We start from the raw sequence: 22194 nt of genomic DNA on the forward strand, positions 1-22194 counted from the left end.
TGGTTAATTTTTACTCGAATCAATGCTAAGGTGGTTAAACACAGGGTGATAAAAATGAGAACCTATGGACAAACAACAAATTTTTGCTCAAATGCTTAAGGTATGGAACACCGATATTGCGTTTAATCGCCACTTGGGCCTTAAAGTGACTAAAATGGAACAAGACCATGCTCAGATTGAATTTGACTGGCAAGCCAATTTAATTGGCAACCCCATCACTAAAACATTACACGGCGGTGTGACGGCGGCCGTGTTAGATATGGCTGGTGGTGTCGTGGCAGCTGCCAATATGCTCAGTCGCTTGCCGGTAACCGATAAAACAACCATCACTAAAAAGCTAGCTCGGTTAAGTACTATAGACTTTAGAACCGACTTTCTTAGACCCGGTCGAGGCAATCACTTTATCGCCACGGCTCGAATCATTCGCCACGGCAGTAAAATTGCCGTCACTCGAATGGAACTTCATAACGAAAAAGGTGAACACATAGCGTTTGGTACAGGTACCTATATGGTTTAAAGCTGAAAGTTATTTTAACGGTGTTGGTTAACCGAATAAGTTTGCTTTTAAATTACATGGTTGGCGCCCGTTTAACCAAACCAAAGCTGTGAATTCGTCAGCAGTGTGCTAAACTCGCGCCAATTCTTATTCAGACCTAAAGCCTATTCTAGATGAGCACAGACGATACCAAAACTGGTGCGATTAATGCCGTATGCGCCTACACTCTTTGGGGTATCGCCCCGATTTATTTTAAATTACTTATCGATGTCAGTGCACCTGAAATCCTAGTCAATCGTATCGTCTGGTCATTTGTGTTTTTAATTGCCTTAATTCTTGGTTTAGGTAAGTGGGCAAATGTCAGTCAGATCCTTAAAAGCCCAAAAACCTTGCTTTGGTTGTTCGCTAGTGCGCTTATTTTAGGCTTAAACTGGTTGATTTTTATTTGGGCGGTAAATAGTGGACAAATTCTCGAAGCCAGTTTGGGCTATTATATAAACCCTTTATTTAACGTCTTACTTGGCATGTTATTTTTTGCTGAACGCCTACGTAAATGGCAAATTTTCGCCGTAGGGTTGGCGTTTATTGGGGTGTTAATTGAAGTGATAAGCCTAGGTTCCATTCCTTATTTAGCCTTGGCCTTAGCATCCAGTTTTGGGGTTTATGGCTTGATTCGTAAAAAGATCCCCGTTGACTCACTCGCCGGTTTATTTATTGAATCGGCCTGTTTATTGCCTTTGGCTCTTGCCTACTGGTTTGTACTTCTCGATAGCCCGACCAGTAATATGCTCGATAATAATGCATCATTAAATATCACCTTAATCGCTGCAGGCTTAGTGACTACAGCACCGTTGTTATTCTTTACCGGCGCGGCGAAACGTCTGCCTTTAGCGACCTTAGGTTTTTTCCAATATATTGGCCCAAGTTTGATGTTTATTGTTGCCATCAGTTTTTACAATGAAGCCATAGCGCTTGAAAAATTATTAACCTTTGCCTGTATTTGGGCAGCGTTGATGCTATATAGCTGGGATTCTTTTAAACACCGTAAACACAAAAAGCGTCAAATGGCGGCGCAATAAAACCAATCCCATTAAGTTTTTGCTTACTCAGCGAGAATATAAAGGTTTTTAGGCAAGCTTTTGCTTGCCCTTATGTCAATTAAACGCCTACAAACAGTCTGCAAGAGTAGATAAAGTCCTTTACTGACTAGTCTTTTGCGGCTTGTTTGGCTTTTTTAATCCGATCACTAATTTGCGGATGACTACTAAAATACTGCATCATTTTGGCTTGTCCAGTTTGTTCAATTTCAAATGCGGTCATTGCGTCAATAAAGCCATCGGGCGATATACCCAGCTCTGCCATTTTGGCAAGAGCATAATCATCGGCTTGCCCTTCAAGCGAACGCGAAAAATTATTTTGCAGTAAGGTCATCGAACTCGCTGATAACAATTCCGCCATCCCTTGCAAATCCCCCAAAAAATAATTGAGCAATAAAGTCGTGGTTACGGTTTCCGCCAGCACTTGCAATCCGTGTTGATACTCAACATGGGCAATTTCGTGTAAAAAAATGGCTTGCAGCGCATCGGGCTTATCTTTAAACAGGGTATATAAATCATCGGTGATCACAATAGCCCCCCCAGGCAGGGCAAAGGCATTGGCACCATAGAATTCGGACTGTTTAAAGAATAAACGGTATTTACTATCGGATAACTGCAATTGGGCCAATAATTGGTTGAATTGCGTTAAAACCTTAGCTTGAGTGCCTTGATCAACTTTTGACTCCTTAACAAATCGATCTTGCATCAGTTGTAAGGTCTCGTCTTCAACATGTCTAGCCACTGAATATGGCAACACCCCGACAACCGACTTGGCCATCGTAGGGACAACATATTCGACACATAAATAAAATAATAATGGCACGAGAAGTACACAGGCAAACCAAAAGCTGCGAGCACCTTCAAACCAGTACAGCCAAGGCTTTCTTGGGCTATGATGAATACGTAATTGGCGGTCAAAATCGGGTTGTTGACGAAACTCAATGTTACCGAGTTCAGCTACCGTTATAACCGTCGGTAACTGACCCAACTTAGTTGACAACGACAGTTGATTGTATGGGTATACTTGTGGCTTCATCGTCCCCTCAGGACACTCAACCGATAAGCCCTGAGGTGTTAAGCCTATTGTAATCGACTGGCAGCTGTCGCTACCAGAACGATATAAGGTCGCATTAATTTGCATTCGTTTGCCTAAGTAAGGGCAACGTCAACATCAAACACGTTGGCAACTTCATCACTAACCGCTGACGTATTAGCCCCCAAGTTATCTAAGACTTTTGTACGATTTTCAGCTACATGAATGTCGGTGCGATTGACTTGATAATTAACACTACGGATCCGAGTCCAAGGATAGGCCAAACCAAAGGTACAGATTAAGGCCAATAAATTGGTTAATTGTAAAAAGGCTAAGCTTGCAAAGCTAAACGTCGAATCAAACTTCACCAGGTTATCAATTTTACTTGAAGCAAAGATATGGTTACGAATCGTCGCTTTATAGTAGGCTTGAATGAAGGTAAAAAAGACCACATAAAGGGCAATAATTAAGAAGGTCATAACGCCTGACAAGGCCGTTTGCTCTGCCATTTGTTCAGCATTTAGCCCGACAATACCAAAGGTAATCGCCACGACAATCCCTAAACCGATCGCTATCAACATGGTTACGATACTGGCCATATAATAAGTACTGGTAGATAAATTTGTCTGCAACGGCTTATTACCGTATTTGGTGTTGCTAACAATAAAGTGATCAATGCGCTTAAGTACCCAAGGTAACAGTAAATACAAGGTAAACACCGACAATACCGGTAGTAGAATAAAATTAATCGCGGCTTGACCATAACGACCAGTAAAATCAAAACGAACGTTGCGATAACTCGTTACTCGCATATTAAAACGCAAACTTGAGCAAATAAGAAATGGCATGGCGAATAAAAATGCCAAACCAAATAAGATACTAATGGTCGGCGATACCGCCGATATAACCCAGTAGATGGCAAATATAGCCACGGCAATAAGACGACCTTTTAAAATTTGTCCGCCTGTTGCTAAATAGTCAAAACGGTGACTATCGAGTTCGGTATTACCATAAATATAACGATAGGTTCTCACCTTAGCCCAAGCCGAATAAATACCCAGAGTTACAATGCTCAGAAGAACATTGACTATCCAGATGCCAAAAAATTCACCGGCTTTACCATGAAAGCTAAAATCAGTTTTGCTAAAAGTAGGCGCAAGGTTGTCCATGTTTTTTTGTTCACTTTCCATAATATTTCCTTTAATGTGATTTTCTTACCAACAACAAGATAATTAGGTCGTTATTGGTATCAACACGATGGTGATAATTTCAAACCGTCTATACCATAACCAATATCGGGATGATTTCCAACCAATAAACACGCTGCGATTTTTAGTTTTCAACCGTAATTCAACCGGTTATGCAAAAAAAAGCCCTGTTTGATAGTCAAACAGGGCTCGATGGACTTTGTCATACTATTGCAAATAAATGGCAAAATCGTACCGGCTATCGGGTGCAACAATAACAGATAAAAAGTGCTTAGAGACTTTCAAGACGAGCGTAAGCGACTACCAACCACTTGCTACCATGGGCATCAAAGTTCACTTGGATCCGACTTTGAGCGCCACTGCCTTCGAAGTTAAGCACAGTGCCTTCAGCAAATTTGGGGTGCAATACCCGTTGGCCTAATTTAAAACCGGTGTTTTCAAACGTTTCTAACGTAATGGTATTGCTAAATCGGCCTGTTGTTTTAGGTTTAATCGCCTGATTTTTCATTCGAATTTCATCGATGTATTGCTCAGGGATCTCTTTAATAAAACGACTTTGACGATGAAATTTCTCTTGCCCATACAAACGTCGAGTTTCGGCATGGGTTAAATACAATTTTTGCATCGCGCGAGTCATCCCAACATAACATAAGCGTCGTTCTTCTTCTAAACGAACAATATCTTCTGCCGATTGTTGTGACGGGAACATGCCCTCTTCCATCCCCACCATAAACACCAAAGGAAATTCCAAACCTTTGGCCGAGTGTAATGTCATCAGTTGCACAGCCGATTCAAACTCATCGGCCTGAGACTCACCGGACTCTAGAGAGGCATGGGTTAAGAAAGCCGTTAAAGGACTCATCTCATCTTCAACTTCCGGGTCGACCTCAAAGGTAGAACACGCAGTAACCAGCTCGTTTAAGTTTTCAATACGGGCTTCTGCTCGCTCGCCTTTTTCGGCTTGATACATGGCCTTCAACCCAGAGTGTTGAATCACATGATTAGCTTGCTGATCTAGGTTGAGATCTTTAGCATCATCTTCAAGCTGCACAATTAAATCGACAAAAGCCTGAATGGTTTTGGCGCTTCGCCCTTTTAACAATTGCTGCTCTAATAAATACAAACAGGCTTGCCATAACGTCGAGCCTTGACTGCGCGCACAGTCTCGCACCAAACCTAACGTTTGGTTACCAATGCCTCGTGCCGGAGTATTAATAATGCGTTCAAATGACGCATCGTCATTGCGATTATTGATTAATCTTAAATAAGCTAATGCGTCTTTAATCTCCTGACGCTCAAAGAATCGTAAGCCGCCGTATATACGATACGGTATTTGTCGTTGTAATAAGGCCTCTTCTTGCAATCGAGATTGCGCATTGTTGCGGTATAAAATCGCGACGTCGTCTAAACTGTTGCCATCGTCTTGCCATTGCTTGATTTTAGAGGCAATAAACCTTGCTTCATCAATTTCATTGAAAGCCGTGTAAAGCGAAATACTCTCACCAGCGTCATCATCAGTCCATAACTCCTTCCCCATTCGGTTATTGTTATGGCTGATCAAGGTATTGGCCGCATTTAGAATGTTACCGGTTGAACGGTAGTTTTGCTCTAGGCGAATGGTTTCGGCGTCAAAGTCTTGGACAAAACGCTGAATGTTTTCAATGCGCGCCCCACGCCAACCATAAATAGACTGATCATCGTCACCAACAATCATCACATTACCGTGTTTTTTACCGAGAAGATTTAACCAAGCATATTGAATCGCATTGGTATCTTGAAATTCGTCAACCAAAATACGAGAGAAACGTTGTTGGTAATGGTCAAGCAATATTGGATGATTTAGCCATAACTCATGAGCACGTAATAATAATTCAGCAAAATCAACTAACCCGGCTCGATCACACGTTTCCTGATAGGTTTGATAAATTTTAACCAATGTCTGTTCATTTTGGTCAAACTGACAATCGATATGCTTAGGTCGTAAACCTTCATCTTTTTTGCCATTGATATAGTACATGGCTTGTTTCGCTGGCCACTTCTTCTCGTCCAACTGCAAACTACGAATGACTCGCTTTATCAACCTAAGTTGATCGTCTGAGTCTAAAACCTGAAAGCTTTGCGGTAAGTTGGCTTCTTGAAAATGCATTCGTAAAATTCGATGCGCCAAGCCATGGAAAGTACCAATCCACATACCATGGATATTGCCACCAACGGCCTGTTCGACGCGCGAGCGCATTTCTGCTGCGGCTTTATTGGTAAAGGTCACCGACAAAATGCTATGGGGTGAGACTTGCTCAACTTGCATCAACCAAGCAATTCTGTGCACCAGAACCCGTGTTTTACCACTCCCTGCGCCTGCTAATACCAGCATGTTTTGCGCCGGTGCGCCCACGGCTTGGCGTTGTCGGTCGTTTAAAGAGTCGAGTAAATCTGATACATCCATAACTATTAATTCGGTTGTTAAAATTATAGGGGGAGTATATCAGGCTATTGCTTCACTGTATGTAATGACAGTAAAAAAATTCTGCGTTTTATCTCTTACAAGTGAGCAAATTTAACGCCCTAACAACTAGAAATCTTAGCCCTCATAACGGAAAAAACCAGCCGAGTTAGGCTGGTTTTTGTACGAGAATTGGAGGTTGATTAATATTTCGCGGCTTTATCTTTTGCCGGCATGCTGGCCTTAATAAACGCGCGTAAATCATCATTTGACTGTTTTAAATCTTGATGGCGTAGATACATCATATGGCCACTGCGATAACCTTTAAAATCAAACCTCGATTGCATTTTACCGCTCGGGTCCAGCTGCCACATAGTGTACTTAGCATCAAAGTAATTGGTTGCACCATCGTAGTAACCCGCTTGAATAAGCACATTTAAATACGGATTCGCTGCCATTGCCTGACGCAGATTTTCACCCGTTTGATTATTGCTTCGATCCCATGGGTGCACCTGACCAAACATATTGTATTTAATGTCGGTGTGATAGTTTAACTGCTCTTTCATGTAATAGTTAATCGCCGGTGTAAAGGAATGCAACCAAGAAGAAAGCTCTGAGTTATAATCTGGACTGTCGCCAACATCTTGCTTGTCTAAACCCAAATATCTGGAGTCAAGGCGACCAATGGTATAACCACGATCTCGTAATAATTGCTTCCAAAAATAACGGGTTGATATATCAAGGTTCGATTGCAACACTTGTTCAATATCTAAACCCGAATACTGCGCTACTTGCTTCGCAATTCGTTGTTTATGCTCGGCTTTAATAAAGCCCCCCATAGCAAGTGCGGGTAGGTATTCATTCACCGTAAAGCTTTCTACTTTGGCTAATAGTTGCTCTAAATCTTGCACTTGGAGCTCATTCGATAGTGCTTTATGGTACCAAGCGGCGGCTGTAAAATAGGGCAAACGGTTTGCGGCTTTGACAATGCCTTTTCGCTCTATTCCAATGTCAGTTGGCGAAACCAACACCACCCCATTTAAATACATCCATTGGCGATTTTGCAGCTCTAACGCCAAACCCGATACTCGGGTGGTGCCATAACTTTCACCGATTAAAAACTTTGGTGAGCGCCAGCGATTGTTGCGCGTAACAAATGTATTTAACCATTCTGCCAAATACTTAACATCTGCATTCACCCCAAAGAACATCGTCTTTTGTTTGTCTTTGCTAGGCATTTTACCATCGTTGCCTGCTAATACCCTTGAATACCCGGTATTAACCGGATTCACAAACACAATGTCAGCGGTATCTAATACACTGTATGGGTTGGTTTTAACGCCATAAGGTTGCAACGGAAAACCTTCGTCATCAATATTTAATACTTTAGGGCCTGTGTAGGCCACATGCATCCACACCGACGCCGAACCTGGGCCGCCATTGAATGAAATCAATAATGGACGTGAACCAATATCTTTGACATCGTCACGCTGATAGTAAGTGTAATGCAACGCGGCAACCGCGTGCCCTTCTTCATCCCATACCGGTTGGGTGCCGGTGGTTGCGGTATAGGAGAACGTTTCACCGTATACTTGGGTGCGATGTTCGGTGACCACTTTATGATCAACCTCTATCGCACGACGGTGATCTTTGTCGCTAGCAACAACAAATTGACTGCTAATGCTCAAGATAAGGCTAAGAAATATGCTTTTTTTCATTGTTCTCTACTTTCAATTGTTAAATGCTGTGGCTTTAATAACCAATCCGTGAATCGCTGTTGGCCAGTAGCAACGAATAAGGTTAGCCCAACAGTATAAACACATTAAAATCATTATTTTAAGTAATTGAAAAGTTAATCGACGGGTTGTCGATATTTTTCGGCAAACAACAAATAACCATGGCTAGCGAACAAATATCTGCAATTGCTCAACCGAATCAAATTCGGCACTCGGTAATAACTTAAGCGGCTTTTTTTGGATCGCAAATCTTGGGTTATTAACCCAGATGGTCTGACAACCAGCGCCAAGAGCGCCATATATATCGGCATGAGTGCAATCGCCAATGTGCAACAATTGTTTAGGTTCAATGGCTAACACTTCACACGTTTGGTGAAACATATGTCGCGCTGGTTTTTGCAAATTACCGTTACCAGCAAAAAAACAGTGCGAAAAGTATTCTTTAAGACCTATTTTATCGATCGACACATTGCCATTAGAAATGGCCACTAAAGGGTAGGTTTTCGCTAACCGGGCTAATAAAGATTTAACCGAATCCGCGACTTGCACCTGATTTCGGTGTGATAAAAAGTGGGCAAACGCTTGGTTCGCCCGCGCCTTTGCATCTTGATAGCCTAAACTCGTCATCCCAAGTTCAATGCAGGCAATACGCAATGCACTAACATCATGTGAAAGATCTGGATTATCTGCAAGGCACTGATGGCGATGCTGGTGCCAAAAGTCGGGCCCTAACGCTTTGCTCTTTGGTGCTAAGACCGTCAAATATTGCAAAAACTCGCGCTCAGCCTGTTCAATGACAGGTTGATTATCATAAAGGGTATCATCCAAGTCAAAACTGATGGCTTTGAATGGACGCAGTCGACGATAAAAACGCACCGATAATCCTTAACTTGAGAGTGCCTTGGCAGCCTAATGAGTGATTAATTTCACTAACAGTTTAGCAACCAGTGAACGAAATTGATTTAATAGTAATAAATCCATTCCCGGCTGAAAGTGTTCAGGATCCGCAGAATTAATCGCAATAAAACCTAACGTCTCACTTTTGTCGGTTAATTTAATCAGCACCACAGAGCCAACCGTCTGCTGAGCAAATAAGGCTTGTCTCTCGTTAGCGTTTAAACGCCCGAAGTAAAACTCTTCATGCGCTAAACGTTGATCTAAAATGGGTTCAAACCCTGAGGTCATTAAACTTGGGTGCTGCTCTGGAAGGTGTTTTTTCAAGCAAAATTTTACCCCACTTAAATTCAATAAGTTGACAACCGTATCGTTTAGACAATCGATAAATTGAGCTACTGTATTGCAATCAATAAGGTTGAGGTATAAATCGTTATACACTGAAAATAGGCTTTGGTTATAACTGGCCACCGTCATTAAATTGGTAATTTCTTCTTCTAAGTTCTGAATTTTTTGACGTTGTACTTGTTGTTGGCGCTCAACAAGAGAGACCACACCTCGTTTACTGTCTGACAGCTTAAGCGCAGCTAACAGTTGAGGCTGTTGGTTAAAAAAATGCGGGTTGTTTTGCAAGTATTCGGCCACCAAATCATCAGATAAAATATCCGATTCTAAGATGGTGTCTGCTAACATTTCTGCTTCCTGCAGAGATTGTGAGATATCGTTACTCATAAAGTTATTTGTCCGTCAAATACGTGTTCTGCCGGTCCGGTCATTTTTACCGGGAAACCAGGCCCTTTCCAATAAATTTTTAACTTGCCACCGGGAAGTTCCACAGTCACATTATTGTGTAATTTTTGTTGATTGATGCCCACCACCACAGCGCCACAAGCGCCACTGCCGCAGGCTAAGGTTTCCGCGGCTCCGCGTTCATAAACCCTTAACTTAATATATTTAGGCGAAACCACTTCCATAAAGCCAATATTGGCGCCTTGGGGAAAGCGTTCGTGAATCGTCAGTTCTTGACCCAATGTCGCCACATCAGCATCAGCAACATTGTCGACCGTAATAACACAATGGGGATTGCCCATAGACACAACCCCACATAAAACGGTCTGCTCTTCGCTACGTAAAATGTAGGTACCTTCAATCTTTTGGGCTACAAAAGGAATTTTTGCTGGCTCAAACACTGGCACCGGCATACTCACCGTTACTTGGCCATCACGTTCAATGTATAAGGTCATTTTACCGGAAGCTGTACTTACCCTAATTTTGTTTTTGTTGGTTAAGCCTTTCATCTTAACAAATTGAGCAAAGCAACGAGCACCATTACCACATTGACTGACTTCACTGCCATCGGCATTGTAAATACGATAATGAAAATCCAAATCAGGATCATAAGGTGGTTCAACAACCAGTAATTGATCAAAACCCACACCAAAGTTTCGATCGGCTAAACGACGAATTTGATCATTGGATAAAAATACATTTTGGGTGACATTATCGAGCACAAAAAAATCATTGCCAAGACCGTGCATTTTACTGAATTTTACTTGCATATTTTACTTAGCAACCCTGATCTTCTGGCAATAGTGATTCTCCTTGCCATAAACTTTCAATACTTTCACGTTGACGAATAAGATACGACTTTTCGCCATCGACCATCACTTCTGCCGCACGTGGACGCGAATTATAATTAGAACTCATGGTAAAGCCATAGGCGCCAGCACTGCGCATAGCAATTAAATCTCCAGGTGCTAACCTAAGATCACGCTCTTTACCAAGAAAGTCACCTGTTTCACACACCGGCCCTACCACATCATATTGTTGCATCGGCGCACTAGAACACTGATCGACCTCAATAATTTCTTGCCAAGCTTGATACAGCGATGGTCTGATCATATCGTTCATTGCCGCATCGACAATAGCGAAATGTTTATTTTCATTGGTTTTTAAAAATTCGACTTGGCTAACTAAAATTCCCGCATTCGCCATAATGGCACGGCCGGGTTCAAAAATAAGCTGCATATTACGATCACTGAGTTTATGGCTAATCGCATCAACATAAGTACTGGGGTGCGGTGGTTCTTCCCCTTTGTAAGGGACACCTAAACCACCACCAACATCCAAATGTTGCAAAACAATGCCTTGCTCATGTAATTGATCAACCAATAGCAACACGCGATCAAGCGCATCAAGAAACGGTTGCACCTGAGTTAGTTGCGAGCCAATATGACAATCTACCCCTTTAATGGCCAGGTTTTTTAAGCTACTGGCATATTGATAAGTTGCCAATGCTTGTTCAATGGGAATACCAAATTTATTATCTTTTAAGCCGGTCGAAATATAAGGGTGAGTGCCGGCATCAACATCAGGGTTTACCCGTAATGATATAGGCGCAATTTTGCCAAGCGATTTCGCCACCTGATTAATGCGTTCTAGTTCGGCTGAAGACTCAACATTAAAGCATAAAATACCCGCTTCTAAAGCATAAGCGATTTCTTCGCGTTTTTTACCAACCCCTGAAAACACCACTTTAGCAGGATCACCACCGGCGGCAAGTACTCGAGCAAGTTCACCTTGAGATACAATATCAAAGCCTGACCCCAAGCGGGCCATAACATTAAGGATGGCCAAATTAGAACTCGCTTTAACCGCATAACAAACTAAATGGTCAAGGTTATGCGCCGCTTTATCAAAAGCATGCCAGTGGCGCTCAATGGTCGCTCTAGAATATATAAAGCAAGGCGTTCCATACTGTTTCGCCAACGCCGAAACAGAACAATTTTCAGCATGTAAGATATTGTTTTGGAAGTTAAAAAAATCCACTATGGCGTTCCTTTACGTTTGCTAACCAGCAAATAATAAGCTGCTGCATTTATGTCGATTGCCGTCGGCGTGTGCGTTATTGTTGCTCTGCGGGTTTATTTTCTTCACTCGGCGCCTTTTCATATAAAGGACCTTTTTGTCCGCAACCGGATAAACCAGCTACTATGATTGATAATACTAAGAAAATCTGTCTTATATTACGCATTATAATGATCGCATTGTTTGTCTTATCGCTTTATAATCGCATGCAGAACAACAAATACCAAGTTGTAAAATAAAATAAATAGCAGAACTTTTACCAACAATTAGAAACACCGTTGTTTCAACCAACCATACAACGAAATAACACCTGTTTTTAACTGGTTAAACACCCTCTAGTGCAAACAAAAGGACCCGAGATGAACGACAGTCAATATAATTTACTCGCCGACGAAGTGTTACTTGCGGTAGAAGAAGCAATTGAAAATTGTGGCGTTGATATCGACTATGAAAATCAAGGCGGTCTGCTGACTTTAAGCTTTGTCAACGGCTCTAAAATCATCATCAACAAGCAAGCCCCCTTACACGAAATTTGGGTAGCCACGAAATATAACGGTCATCACTTTGAATACAACGGTAACGAATGGATGGACAAACGTGGCGGTGGCGAATTATGGCAATTTTTGTCCGCAGCCGTTAGCAAGCAAGCAGATGCCGATATCACCTTGGCAGCATAAGCTCACGGCTGTTGCTAAATAGAACCTTATACTCGATAGAAAAGCTAATACAGATAGAACCCAATTTGAGACAAATATGAGTCAAAATATTTTAAAAATCGCTACTCGAAAAAGTGCACTGGCTTTATGGCAGGCTGAGTTTGTTAAAGCACGTTTAGAGCATTTCCACCCTGATCTTATCGTAGAGTTAGTTCCTATGGTGACCAAAGGCGATATTATTTTAGACTCGCCGTTATCCAAAGTTGGAGGTAAAGGCCTATTTGTCAAAGAGTTGGAAGTGGCGATGTTAGAAAATCGCGCCGATATCGCAGTGCACTCGATGAAAGATGTCCCCGTAGAGTTTCCCCAAGGCTTAGGTTTAGAAGTCATTTGTGAACGCGAAGATCCACGCGATGCGTTTGTTTCAAATGTTTACTCTAAACTGCAAGACTTACCCAAAGGTGCTACCGTTGGTACGTCAAGTTTACGCCGCCAATGTCAGTTAAAATCTTGGCGCCCTGATTTAAACATTGTGGACTTGCGCGGTAATGTAAATACCCGCCTAGCTAAATTAGATGCTGGCAATTATGACGCCATTATCCTAGCGGCTGCAGGGCTTATTCGATTAAACATGGTCGATAGAATTGCTCAGTACATTGAACCAGAAACCATGCTACCAGCAAACGGTCAAGGCGCAGTCGGCATTGAATGTCGAAGTGACGATGCCAGAATTAAAGCCTTATTAGCTCCGTTAGAACACAAACCAACTCGTTATCGCGTGTTGGCAGAACGTGCGATGAACCGAGCGCTAGAAGGTGGTTGTCAGGTACCAATTGGCAGTTACGCCATTTTAAATAATGACACCATATACCTGCGCGGTTTAGTCGGTGATGTCAATGGCGAAACCCTGTTAACGGCAGACATTAGTGGCCCGATGTTAGAATACGACGAACTGGGTCATGCGTTAGCCCAAGATTTATTAAACCAAGGGGCCGATAAAATACTCGCTAAGGTGTATGAACAAAAATAAGCTTAATATTCTTCTGACAAGACCTCTAGAAAAGTCTCGGCTATTAGCAAAAGCGTTAACCCCTATTGCTAATAGCATCGAGATTTGGCCCTTGCTTTGCTATCAAGAAGGTGCTGGACTAAGCAATTTAAATCAACAACTTAGTCAACAATATTACGATATATTAATTTTTATCAGCGAGCCCTCTGTACGTTTTTCTCGTCCCTTCCTGCAACAAAATAAAGACCACCTTGGCTGCATAATTGCCGTTGGTGATGCCACCGCAAACGCCCTTAAGCAAACGTTAACCAATCCGATTATTGTGCCTTCTCAACATACGACGGAAGGCTTGCTAGAGTTAACCGAGCTTAACAAAGTTAAAAATAAAAAGATTTTAATCGTGCGCGGCAATGGCGGGCGTGAAGCTTTAAAACAGCAGTTAATAGAGCGCGGCGCAATCGTCACCTATACTGAAGTGTATGAACGCAAGTGGTTGATACCTCAACAATCGGTCATTGAAAGATGGCATCAAGCACAAATTAATTGTATTGTGGTTACCAGTAATGAGATGTTATTGAAATTATTCACAATTTGCTCTTCGTCCAAGGCATTAAAATCCGCTCTATGGGTCGTTGCCAGTGAACGAATTGCCCATACAGGCCAACAATTGGGGCTGAAGAATATTATCAATGCAGATGGCGCGAACAATCAGGCAATATACAACGCCATTCATCATGCGAGTAGTTTAGGTAATCAAAACTTGTCTGACGGAATTCAATTATGAGTAGCAAAGATCCGAAAAAATCTGATCAACCCCATGCCAACCCAGCAAAGTCTGAAAGCGCATCCGATGATGCCGCGAGTAAAAGTTCAGAGCAGACCCAAGGTAAAGAACCTCAAGACACCTCTGCCACAGTAAACCAACCCAGCGCAAAACTGTCCGCTGCAGAAGCAACAAAGATTGCCGCCCAAGCCCGAGCCCATAATGACCACAAACAAGGCGCTAAAGGCGAAGATGCCACTGCCGCCAAAAAAACAGCTCAAGATAACAACACCGCGTCGCCCGTTTCAAGGAAGTCAGAACAGATTGTGAATAACAAGCCACCTATATCTAAAACCGCTATTATTGCCTTCATCATCGCTTTAATCGCGCTGATTTTGATTATTGCCTACTACTTCTGGCATCAACCCCAAATCGCTCAACAGCAAAGAGCTCAGCAAGACCAGTTAGCGGTATGGAATCAACAACAAAGCCAGCAAATAGGCAATTTAGAGCAAGACGTTGGTCGCCAATTAAATGCGCTTAAAACCAGTTACCAGCGCCAACTGCAGCAGATTGAGCAAGACTGGCAACAAAAAAATCAACGCCAAATCGGTCAAATGGAGTCGCTACTAAAACAAATGGCAGCGAGACAACCAGATAACTGGCACTTGATTGAAACCGAATATCTGGTGCGCAATGCCAGTCGCTTATTATGGCTTGAAAAAGACATCAAAACCGCAATCGCAATGTTAGTCGAAGCGAGAAGTCGGATAAATGACAGCAATGATGCTCGATTATTTAAGATCAAAGCCTTACTGCAAGAAGATATTGAGCAATTGCGTCTGTTACCTTCTATCGATACTGAGGCAATGATTTTAAGCTTTATGACTCTTGCCAAACAAATTAACTCGCTGCCGTTAAAGTCGATTGAAATTGAACAAGATGCTCCATTAGAAAGCGCCCAAGAGTTGTCTCATGATGTCGCCGATTGGCGTCAAAATCTAGCTCGTAGTTGGGATAAGTTTATTCGCAACTTCTTTATTCCTCGCCGTCAAAATGGTTCTGCACTTGCGTTGATGGCGCCCAAAAATGAAGCCTATTTATTCCAAAACTTGGCGCTAAAAGTGCAACAAATTCAATGGGCAATAAGCCAAGAAAGTGAGACCTTATATCAGCAAAGCGTTGCTGATTTAACCTTATGGATAAATCAGTACTTTGATCTTGAAGCCAGTCAAACACAACAACTTTTAGCTCGATTACAAGAGTTAAAAGAGTCGCCTATCACCCAAGATATCCCGTTAACATTACGCTCTCATGCTGAATTACAAAAACTCTTACGCAGCTTAAGCGATGGTCAATACTCGCCGCCACCCAAACCTAAAACAGAAGCCAAAACTGAGGCTGAAAAGCCAGCACCAACAAAGTCGGCTCCGAACAATGAAAAGACCAAGGTTGATACGGGCAACGAAGCAGAAGGAATTATTTAATGCGTTTATTAGTATTATTTATTCTGTTGTTGTTAGGGGTCGCTGTCGCTCCCTTACTGATTGAAGAAAAAGGTTATGTCCTGATCTCACTTGCAGGTTACTCATGGGAAATGACCGTGCTTGGCGTTATTGCCTTATTACTGATTTTAGCTTTTGTTCTCACGTCACTGATATGGTTTATTCGTCGTTGTTTAATTTTTGGCAGTAACACTTGGAACTTTTGGCTGTTTAAAAGCGAGCGTAAAGCCAAAAATCAATTTGAGAACGGCATAGCCGCATTTTTATGTGATGATTATGCCCGTGCTGAAAACTTATTAGCCAACAGCGCTATTGCCAGCAAACTACCAACTACAGCGTGGCTAGTATCCGCAGTAAGTGCGCACAAACAAAGTAAAACAGCAGAGCGCGAAAACTACCTAAATTACATCAACGATTACCCTAAAGCCCAACAAGACTTTAGCACTGAAACCTTGTTAGTAACCTTAACTCTACGGTTAAAAGCCAACGATTTTAAACGAGCACGAGATTTACTGGATCATCACCATAAACTCATTGGTCATGATCATCGCTTATTGTTTATCGAAACTAAGGTGTGTTTACACGAGCAACGCTACCAAGTTGCCATTGAAACCTTAAAACAACTGAGAAAACAAAAGCAGGCCGATAGCGAACAATTAACCGAGCTAGAGTACGCGGTCTTTAAAGCCTATTTACAAGATTTATATCACCAAAAAAATATTGCCGCCGTTGAAACCGCCTACAAGGAATTATCTCGTAAAGACCGACAACAAGAAGGGATTTTGTTGGCCTATATCGAATTAATCGCTCAACATGGTAGCCATCAACAAGCCGATGATATTATTTTACCTCTGCTGAAAAAATCCCATAACGAGGCGTTGTTAAATAAACTTAAGCAACTGCCGATAAAAGTCAGTCAGAACGTCATTGCTAGCATTCAAAAGCAGTTGCTTAAGCACCCTGAAAATCGCTTTTGGCTTAGTGTTTTAGCGCATTTTTGTGGCAACAATGGTGAGCATGAAAAAGCCAGAAAAGCCTTTATAAGCGCGCTCAAAATACGCCAAACACCAGAAGATTTACAGCGCTACGCTAAATTGTTGCAACAACTTGGTGAGTTTGAACAAGCCAGCCGTGCCTACGAAGAACTTGTTAACAATTTTGAAGAGCTCAACTGGTAATATTTTCGATTGATTACCAATCCTATTAGGTATTGGTTCAATCGCCAAAATCTAATTGTTTAGGCAAAAATTGATAACAAAAAATCCCGAAGCAAGGTCAATTGTTTCGGGATTTTTTTTAGTTCGAGCCAGATCGATTAATTCATACTCCAATCCCACAGCCAACTGGCTTGTTGCTTAACCCGAGCTTTATCAACGGGAAGTAACCAACCTTTTTCAATGTTCTTTGCGATCTCTTTATCGACCTGCCTTAAATATTTACCTTTATTGGAATAACGCGTAATAATGGTTTGTTTATCCCAGCGCTTAACCCCACCGCGAAAATCGACCATTTCGTTTTCGGCAAACTTACCATAACGTAACATCCAAGGTAAGAATGTCGCCAAAGGTTTCTCAATTAATGGGTGTCGGATGCCACCCAATTCATGGCCATTTAAATCGACATTGGGAACTGGAGGCACGGTTTCGACCTGCACTTGAGGCGGCTGTTTATCAATGATCCCTTCTTCAACCCAACGAGGACCAAAGTTCATATGGTATACTGTGTGCGGCTTGTAAGGTTTTTCCAGATTTAACCAACTAGGTAATTCAAAATGGGCAAAATTAATTAATGATTGGTCTGCAAATCTAGGATAAGCATTCGCTGGTGGCTCTTTATTGGCAATAACCCATTCGCGTAAGTGCGACAGTAATGCCCTTAGGTGCACTTTAAAGTCGAGCGGATTGCCCTGATAGACTTTATTTTTTCTGTCCACCAAGGTCATATGACTGCTTGATTCAACATAATGTTGAGTCGACGCTAAGTGGTAAATTCGCTCTGATTTTATCGGTGCAATATCATGTACTTCATGCGTGTGGATCAATGCCGCTGCCCGACCCCAATACTCATAGCCGGTATTGACTGAAAACATTTTCGGGTAAAAATCATCGTGATTACGCTTTAACAACCCGCGTTTTTTATTGGTAATATTTGAGCGAACTCGAGTCGTGGTAAATGGAAACAAATCCGTTGGTGAGAAAAAGGTAGAGAAGCGATGACCATCCCGAGAAGGTTGTGCAAACCTGTGGTTAAAACTGCCCCGTCCAGCACCAGCAGAATGAATGAACATCCCATCAAATGCGATTTGCCCTAATTCGGTTTCATTAAAGCCCTGATTAAGGAAGTGTCTTAAGAAGCGTCCGGTCTGAGCCTCGCCAAAAGCCATAGTTTTAGGCACAAGGTATTTACTGCTATCGGACTTTACGTATTCGGCGGTGTCACGAACAATTGCTAAACCTAGGCCGACCACAAAGGGATCTCGTGCAGGGTAGACAAGCTCATAAATGCCTTGTGGAAAATTTCCTTCGATTGCATCACCAGCACCATTAAATTTCCATAACGGCGCTGGGACTACCGTTCTTAATTCGTTGCGACCCAAACGCCTGGTCAGCCAAGCTTCATCAAGTCTTGATCTATCAACAGGATACGCTGTATCGATACTATCTCGATGCGCTAACCGCAACGTATTTTTAGCCTCAGAAATGGTCCAATCACTTCGAACCCAACCTCTTTTATTCTGGATCCGAGGTAAGTTTGCTCGCATTAAATTGTCTTTATTTGGCACATCCGGTTGCCAACCAATCCAAATCATTGACAAACCTAGCTGCTGAATAAAACCATCGCCTAAATCAGCCGAGGACTGTGGTGTTAAGTTTGCCTTCGCGTAGTTAAAATAGGTTAACGCCGATTTTGAACCATTATGACTTATCTCAATTAACCCGCCTTGACGTTGTTCTGGATCTTGCGGTTGGATAATGTAAAAGTTGGCGTTAGCTTTAACCATGCCTTTTGCGGTTTTAGGTGCTAGCTTAATATCAACGATACTTTGGTTTTTAGATAACGTGGGATCAAATTCAAAATAAAACACCCCGGAAATTGCTTCCATTGGGATGCCATTATGGGTGAATTTTTTAGTCGATGTGACTTTTTCAGACACTAAAGCGGCCTGCGCCATAAAGCCCGAACAAGCTAAAAATAGCACTAAGCCCTTAAAGATAACCTTTTGAATTAGTTCCATAAACTCATATTATTATTGTTAGTACCTATTGATAGCTTACGCACAAATATGAGAAATGCAACGATTTGATTAAAATTTATTCAAAGGTGTCGACTGACATCGCAACGCCAAATACATTAGCTGTCTTGATTCATTTTCTTTAAGAAAAAAATACGTAAAAAGTACATATAGCCAACACAGAGGTTAAGCCTAAAGCTGAAATCCATACGACAGGATCAGATAATAAAGTTGATAGGTTATTCATACCAATCCCATTAAGTTTTTGCACAACACAGAGTGACATCAGAGGTTCATTAACAAATTAAATTTTTTTAGCATAGTCATTCTATGGTACAAAAATTTAAAGCCATTAATGAATATCTGATGCACTCCCAAAGGGCGAGTTTTAAAGGTTTTTATTCTGCTTTATTGATTTTGACAAGGGAATGACCATTGCCTGCAATCAATAACTTGCCTAAAAAACCTTTATATTCTCGCTGAGTGAGCAAAAACTTAGTGGGGTTGGTATCATTGTTGTCTCCTAAATTTATAACTAGGATATGACAACAGCCCAACAGAGTGCTGATCTGGATCAACAGGCATAAAAAAACGGGGCAGGCCCCGTTTTTAGTATCGATTCGTTTATGAGTTTAATATGCTTTGATGCACATCCGGCTCAATTAAATGGTTCAACAGATCTTGCAGGTCTTGCAAAGATTCGTTGGCAACAAACCGGCCTTCGGCGTCGGTTTGTATATAGCCATTATCTTTAAGGGCATTGACGATGCTTGCCTGCGCTTTGGTGTCAACAAACTCAGGGGCATTGATGCTATGCAATTGCGACATGCGCTGAGCTAGTGTGGTGGCATCTGACTCTAAATTGGAGCGACTGACCGGCGATTGCTTATAAATGATTTTAAGTACAATCGCATAACGTTGCACAGTTTCACTAATACACGAAGCCATGTTGTTAATTAAGTTCACCTGATGGCCATCATTTAAGCTGTAATAGCCTGCTTTCGTGTGCTTAATAACGCTTTTATTCACCAACACCGATAAAATATCGATGATTCGCTCATCCATTATCGACTCATCAAAGTCTAAAAACAGCTCTTGCTTTAACAATTGGGCTAACACCATCGCTTTTGAGCTTATTTCTTTTGCCGTCAGCTTTTCATGTGTTTGCAGTAAGCGGGTCACGACCGACGCCAACATATAAGAATGAATGATGTTATTGCGATAATACCCCATCTCAAGCGCCTGGTGTTGATCAAGTGAAATAATCTGACCTAAAGCATCGTCGGTCACTTGCACTTTATTCAAGCGGATCACGCTATCAACCAAACTGGACGCACTTTCTTGTGGCAACGTAATGTCTTTACTAAATGGAGCCAGTTTTTGCATATCAATATAAAACGCTAATTGCTCTTCTAGCTCTTTTCGGGTCAGCGCGTTATTTTCAGAGTTCAGCAAAATTAATGAGACTAAGGTCACTGAATTTAGTGCCACCGCTTTATTGATTTCCACCATCACCTGATTGGCCATACTGTTAACCACAGGACTTAACCATTGCGGTTTTTGTGGTTCAATAGGGTCGATGGCTTCTTTCCAGTTTGGTACTTGCGCATTAAGAAAGTCGTTAATGTTAATCGGCTCACCAAAATTAACGAAACCCTTACCGTAATTTCGTAATTTACGAATCGCTTTGACGATACCAAAGGCCGACTCTTTTTGCTTTGAACTGCCTTTTAATTCTTTATGATAGGTAGCGACTTCCATCACATGTTCGTAGCCAATATAAACCGGTACCAACGTTAATGGACGGTCAATACCTTTAAGCATACTTTGCACTGTCATCGCTAACATGCCGGTTTTTGGCGTTAATAAACGCCCGGTTCGGCTACGACCACCTTCGGTGTAGTATTTTACCGAGTATCCGCGCTCAAACAGTAAGCCTAGATATTCTCTAAAGATAGTTGAGTACAAACGGTTACCGCGAAAGCTTCGGCGAATAAAAAACGCCCCTGCTTTTCTAAAAATTGGACCGGCTGGCCAAAAATCGAGGTTAATACCGGCAGCAATGCGTGGGGTCACTAAGCCTTGGTGATAAATAATATGGGTTAGCAATAAGTAATCCATGTGGGAGCGATGACAAGGCACATAAATAATCTCGTGACCCTCTTCCGATAACTTGCGTAATCGGTCAGCGTTTTTAACCTGAATATCATCGTATAATCGATTCCATAACCAAGTTAGAACGCGATCGCCTAAACGTATGGTGCCTTCACGGTAATCGGCAACGATTTCTTTCATGATGGTCAACGCTTTGCTTTTAATCTCAGCTTCTGAGACCCCTTTTGAACGCGCTTCGTCTTTAATCAAACGCTTTATCGATGGGTTCGCAAACAGCGCCATATAGGTGCGTTCGCGGTCCATCAGTCTTGGCCCTGTTGCCGAGATTGTCTGACGGTAAAAATGAAAACGCGCCATACGAATTAATTTTTTAGCGGCAATTTCATCGCTACCTTGGGTTTCAACGACTTCGGTTACACTAAATGCTGGGCTAAAACGGGCCATGGTATCACGACCAAGAAATAGCACTATCCAAAACTTACGAAGAAAGTTTGGTGATGCTTCATCGGCTAATACGGTTCCCATATTGGCTTTATGTTCTTTGGTTGGCTTGCGCCCCCATAGAAGGTTTACTGGGATGAGCTTGGTGCTTTCATCAGGATGGTCTTTAAAGTGCTGTAATAAAGCTTGGCCATGTTCAATGGCGCTGGTTTTACCTTTTTTAACCCAAGGAAATATAGAGTTAGGTTTAGATAAGCAAATACAACGCGTATAAGTTTTGCCGTTAATGGTTACTTCTTCAAGGGGGTCAGGTAAGTTTAATTTTCGACAAACCCCCTGTAGAGCCAATAAATCACTGGCAGAGCGATGCGGTACCACATAAAAAATCGACTTAGTATCCTTAATGTCTAAGGACTCCAAGGTGTTATCTGGGATAATTTTACATTTAACCAGTAAGCGTACTGGCCAAGACAGCAAAAAATAAAACAGCTTGCGCATGAAATTCACGAACTCTTTTGTAGAATAAAAAACTGGCGCACATAATAACACTAAACCGATATTTCATACCAATTCGATTTACATTCAACTTATTAGCGCTTACTTAGGCTAATTCATTTATGCCGTCTATTAGTATAGATTTTTTATCTGAGTATAGAAAAACATTGGGGACTTTTTCGCTCATAACGCTTAGCTAACAGCTT

The 22194-nt window shown here is 41.9% G+C and carries 18 protein-coding genes; 7 read left to right on the forward strand and 11 right to left on the reverse strand.

Translation table 11 applies throughout. The features are described from left to right. Positions 1-64: 64 nt before the first annotated feature. Complete coding sequence (locus ACAY00_RS13385) at positions 65-517, forward strand: thioesterase family protein (protein ID WP_371374694.1); 453 nt, start codon at positions 65-67, stop codon at positions 515-517. Between the two features lie 152 nt (positions 518-669). Further along, the gene (gene rarD, locus ACAY00_RS13390) at positions 670-1575 is read left to right on the forward strand and encodes an EamA family transporter RarD (RefSeq protein ID WP_371374697.1); all 906 of its coding nucleotides are present in this window, start codon (positions 670-672) and stop codon (positions 1573-1575) included. 127 nt (positions 1576-1702) lie between these two features. On the opposite strand, the gene ACAY00_RS13395 is transcribed toward rarD, so the two are convergent. From ACAY00_RS13395 to lptM, 9 genes are all read right to left on the reverse strand, one after another. Next, positions 1703-2734: a M48 family metallopeptidase gene (locus tag ACAY00_RS13395; RefSeq protein ID WP_371374700.1), complete on the reverse strand. Its 1032-nt coding sequence runs from the start codon at positions 2732-2734 to the stop codon at positions 1703-1705. Between the two features lie 8 nt (positions 2735-2742). Then, a complete protein-coding gene (locus tag ACAY00_RS13400; protein ID WP_371374703.1) occupies positions 2743-3816 on the reverse strand; it encodes a YjgN family protein in 1074 nt (357 codons plus the stop codon). 289 nt (positions 3817-4105) lie between these two features. Next, positions 4106-6277, reverse strand: coding sequence for a DNA helicase II (gene uvrD, locus ACAY00_RS13405; RefSeq protein ID WP_371374705.1), 2172 nt, complete (start codon positions 6275-6277; stop codon positions 4106-4108). Positions 6278-6477: 200 nt separating this feature from the next. Beyond that, positions 6478-7992 carry a S10 family peptidase gene (locus ACAY00_RS13410; RefSeq protein WP_371374708.1) on the reverse strand — a complete coding sequence of 505 codons (1515 nt, stop codon included), beginning with the start codon at positions 7990-7992 and terminating at the stop codon, positions 6478-6480. Positions 7993-8175: 183 nt separating this feature from the next. Continuing rightward, the gene (locus ACAY00_RS13415; protein ID WP_371374710.1) at positions 8176-8886 is read right to left on the reverse strand and encodes an HAD-IA family hydrolase; all 711 of its coding nucleotides are present in this window, start codon (positions 8884-8886) and stop codon (positions 8176-8178) included. Positions 8887-8919: 33 nt separating this feature from the next. Continuing rightward, positions 8920-9636, reverse strand: coding sequence for a DUF484 family protein (locus tag ACAY00_RS13420; protein ID WP_371374712.1), 717 nt, complete (start codon positions 9634-9636; stop codon positions 8920-8922). Then, a complete protein-coding gene (gene dapF / locus ACAY00_RS13425; RefSeq protein WP_371374715.1) occupies positions 9633-10463 on the reverse strand; it encodes a diaminopimelate epimerase in 831 nt (276 codons plus the stop codon). Before dapF ends, ACAY00_RS13420 begins: the two co-directional genes overlap by 4 nt. A gap of 7 nt (positions 10464-10470) precedes the next feature. After that, positions 10471-11733: a diaminopimelate decarboxylase gene (lysA, locus tag ACAY00_RS13430; RefSeq protein ID WP_371374718.1), complete on the reverse strand. Its 1263-nt coding sequence runs from the start codon at positions 11731-11733 to the stop codon at positions 10471-10473. Between the two features lie 76 nt (positions 11734-11809). Continuing rightward, positions 11810-11938: an LPS translocon maturation chaperone LptM gene (gene lptM / locus ACAY00_RS13435; protein ID WP_371374720.1), complete on the reverse strand. Its 129-nt coding sequence runs from the start codon at positions 11936-11938 to the stop codon at positions 11810-11812. A 193-nt stretch (positions 11939-12131) separates the two neighbouring features. On the opposite strand from lptM, the gene cyaY reads away from it, so the two are divergent. The 5 genes from cyaY (at position 12132) to ACAY00_RS13460 (ending at position 16883) form a co-directional block, all read left to right on the forward strand. After that, positions 12132-12449 carry an iron donor protein CyaY gene (gene cyaY / locus ACAY00_RS13440; RefSeq protein WP_371374723.1) on the forward strand — a complete coding sequence of 106 codons (318 nt, stop codon included), beginning with the start codon at positions 12132-12134 and terminating at the stop codon, positions 12447-12449. A gap of 76 nt (positions 12450-12525) precedes the next feature. After that, on the forward strand, positions 12526-13458 hold the full coding sequence (hemC, locus tag ACAY00_RS13445; RefSeq protein ID WP_371374726.1) for a hydroxymethylbilane synthase: 933 nt from the start codon (positions 12526-12528) through the stop codon (positions 13456-13458). Further along, a complete protein-coding gene (locus ACAY00_RS13450) occupies positions 13445-14221 on the forward strand; it encodes a uroporphyrinogen-III synthase (RefSeq protein ID WP_371374729.1) in 777 nt (258 codons plus the stop codon). Before hemC ends, ACAY00_RS13450 begins: the two co-directional genes overlap by 14 nt. Continuing rightward, on the forward strand, positions 14218-15687 hold the full coding sequence (locus ACAY00_RS13455) for a uroporphyrinogen-III C-methyltransferase (RefSeq protein WP_371374732.1): 1470 nt from the start codon (positions 14218-14220) through the stop codon (positions 15685-15687). Before ACAY00_RS13450 ends, ACAY00_RS13455 begins: the two co-directional genes overlap by 4 nt. Further along, complete coding sequence (locus ACAY00_RS13460; protein WP_371374735.1) at positions 15687-16883, forward strand: heme biosynthesis HemY N-terminal domain-containing protein; 1197 nt, start codon at positions 15687-15689, stop codon at positions 16881-16883. Before ACAY00_RS13455 ends, ACAY00_RS13460 begins: the two co-directional genes overlap by 1 nt. Before the next feature lie 137 nt (positions 16884-17020). Here the strand turns inward: ACAY00_RS13460 and ACAY00_RS13465 are convergent, their stop codons facing one another. Continuing rightward, positions 17021-18940, reverse strand: coding sequence for an alpha/beta hydrolase domain-containing protein (locus ACAY00_RS13465; RefSeq protein ID WP_371374738.1), 1920 nt, complete (start codon positions 18938-18940; stop codon positions 17021-17023). Between the two features lie 621 nt (positions 18941-19561). Further along, positions 19562-21991 (reverse strand): glycerol-3-phosphate 1-O-acyltransferase PlsB, encoded by a 2430-nt coding sequence (plsB, locus tag ACAY00_RS13470; protein WP_371374741.1) that lies wholly within the window; start codon positions 21989-21991, stop codon positions 19562-19564. Positions 21992-22194 lie beyond the last annotated feature (203 nt).

Origin of the sequence: Thalassotalea sp. 273M-4 (assembly GCF_041410465.1) — a bacterium.
Lineage (GTDB): Bacteria > Pseudomonadota > Gammaproteobacteria > Enterobacterales > Alteromonadaceae > Thalassotalea_A > Thalassotalea_A aquiviva.

What these genes read in the sequence shown, in the direction of transcription:
- ACAY00_RS13385 (WP_371374694.1), top strand. Translation starts at nt 65, where the DNA reads ATGGACAAACAACAAATTTTTGCTCAAATGCTTAAGGTATGGAACACC.
- rarD (WP_371374697.1), top strand. Translation starts at nt 670, where the DNA reads ATGAGCACAGACGATACCAAAACTGGTGCGATTAATGCCGTATGCGCC.
- ACAY00_RS13395 (WP_371374700.1), bottom strand. Translation starts at nt 2,734, where the DNA reads ATGCAAATTAATGCGACCTTATATCGTTCTGGTAGCGACAGCTGCCAG.
- ACAY00_RS13400 (WP_371374703.1), bottom strand. Translation starts at nt 3,816, where the DNA reads ATGGAAAGTGAACAAAAAAACATGGACAACCTTGCGCCTACTTTTAGC.
- uvrD (WP_371374705.1), bottom strand. Translation starts at nt 6,277, where the DNA reads ATGGATGTATCAGATTTACTCGACTCTTTAAACGACCGACAACGCCAA.
- ACAY00_RS13410 (WP_371374708.1), bottom strand. Translation starts at nt 7,992, where the DNA reads ATGAAAAAAAGCATATTTCTTAGCCTTATCTTGAGCATTAGCAGTCAA.
- ACAY00_RS13420 (WP_371374712.1), bottom strand. Translation starts at nt 9,636, where the DNA reads ATGAGTAACGATATCTCACAATCTCTGCAGGAAGCAGAAATGTTAGCA.
- dapF (WP_371374715.1), bottom strand. Translation starts at nt 10,463, where the DNA reads ATGCAAGTAAAATTCAGTAAAATGCACGGTCTTGGCAATGATTTTTTT.
- lptM (WP_371374720.1), bottom strand. Translation starts at nt 11,938, where the DNA reads ATGCGTAATATAAGACAGATTTTCTTAGTATTATCAATCATAGTAGCT.
- cyaY (WP_371374723.1), top strand. Translation starts at nt 12,132, where the DNA reads ATGAACGACAGTCAATATAATTTACTCGCCGACGAAGTGTTACTTGCG.
- hemC (WP_371374726.1), top strand. Translation starts at nt 12,526, where the DNA reads ATGAGTCAAAATATTTTAAAAATCGCTACTCGAAAAAGTGCACTGGCT.
- ACAY00_RS13450 (WP_371374729.1), top strand. Translation starts at nt 13,445, where the DNA reads ATGAACAAAAATAAGCTTAATATTCTTCTGACAAGACCTCTAGAAAAG.
- ACAY00_RS13455 (WP_371374732.1), top strand. Translation starts at nt 14,218, where the DNA reads ATGAGTAGCAAAGATCCGAAAAAATCTGATCAACCCCATGCCAACCCA.
- ACAY00_RS13460 (WP_371374735.1), top strand. Translation starts at nt 15,687, where the DNA reads ATGCGTTTATTAGTATTATTTATTCTGTTGTTGTTAGGGGTCGCTGTC.
- ACAY00_RS13465 (WP_371374738.1), bottom strand. Translation starts at nt 18,940, where the DNA reads ATGGAACTAATTCAAAAGGTTATCTTTAAGGGCTTAGTGCTATTTTTA.
- plsB (WP_371374741.1), bottom strand. Translation starts at nt 21,991, where the DNA reads ATGCGCAAGCTGTTTTATTTTTTGCTGTCTTGGCCAGTACGCTTACTG.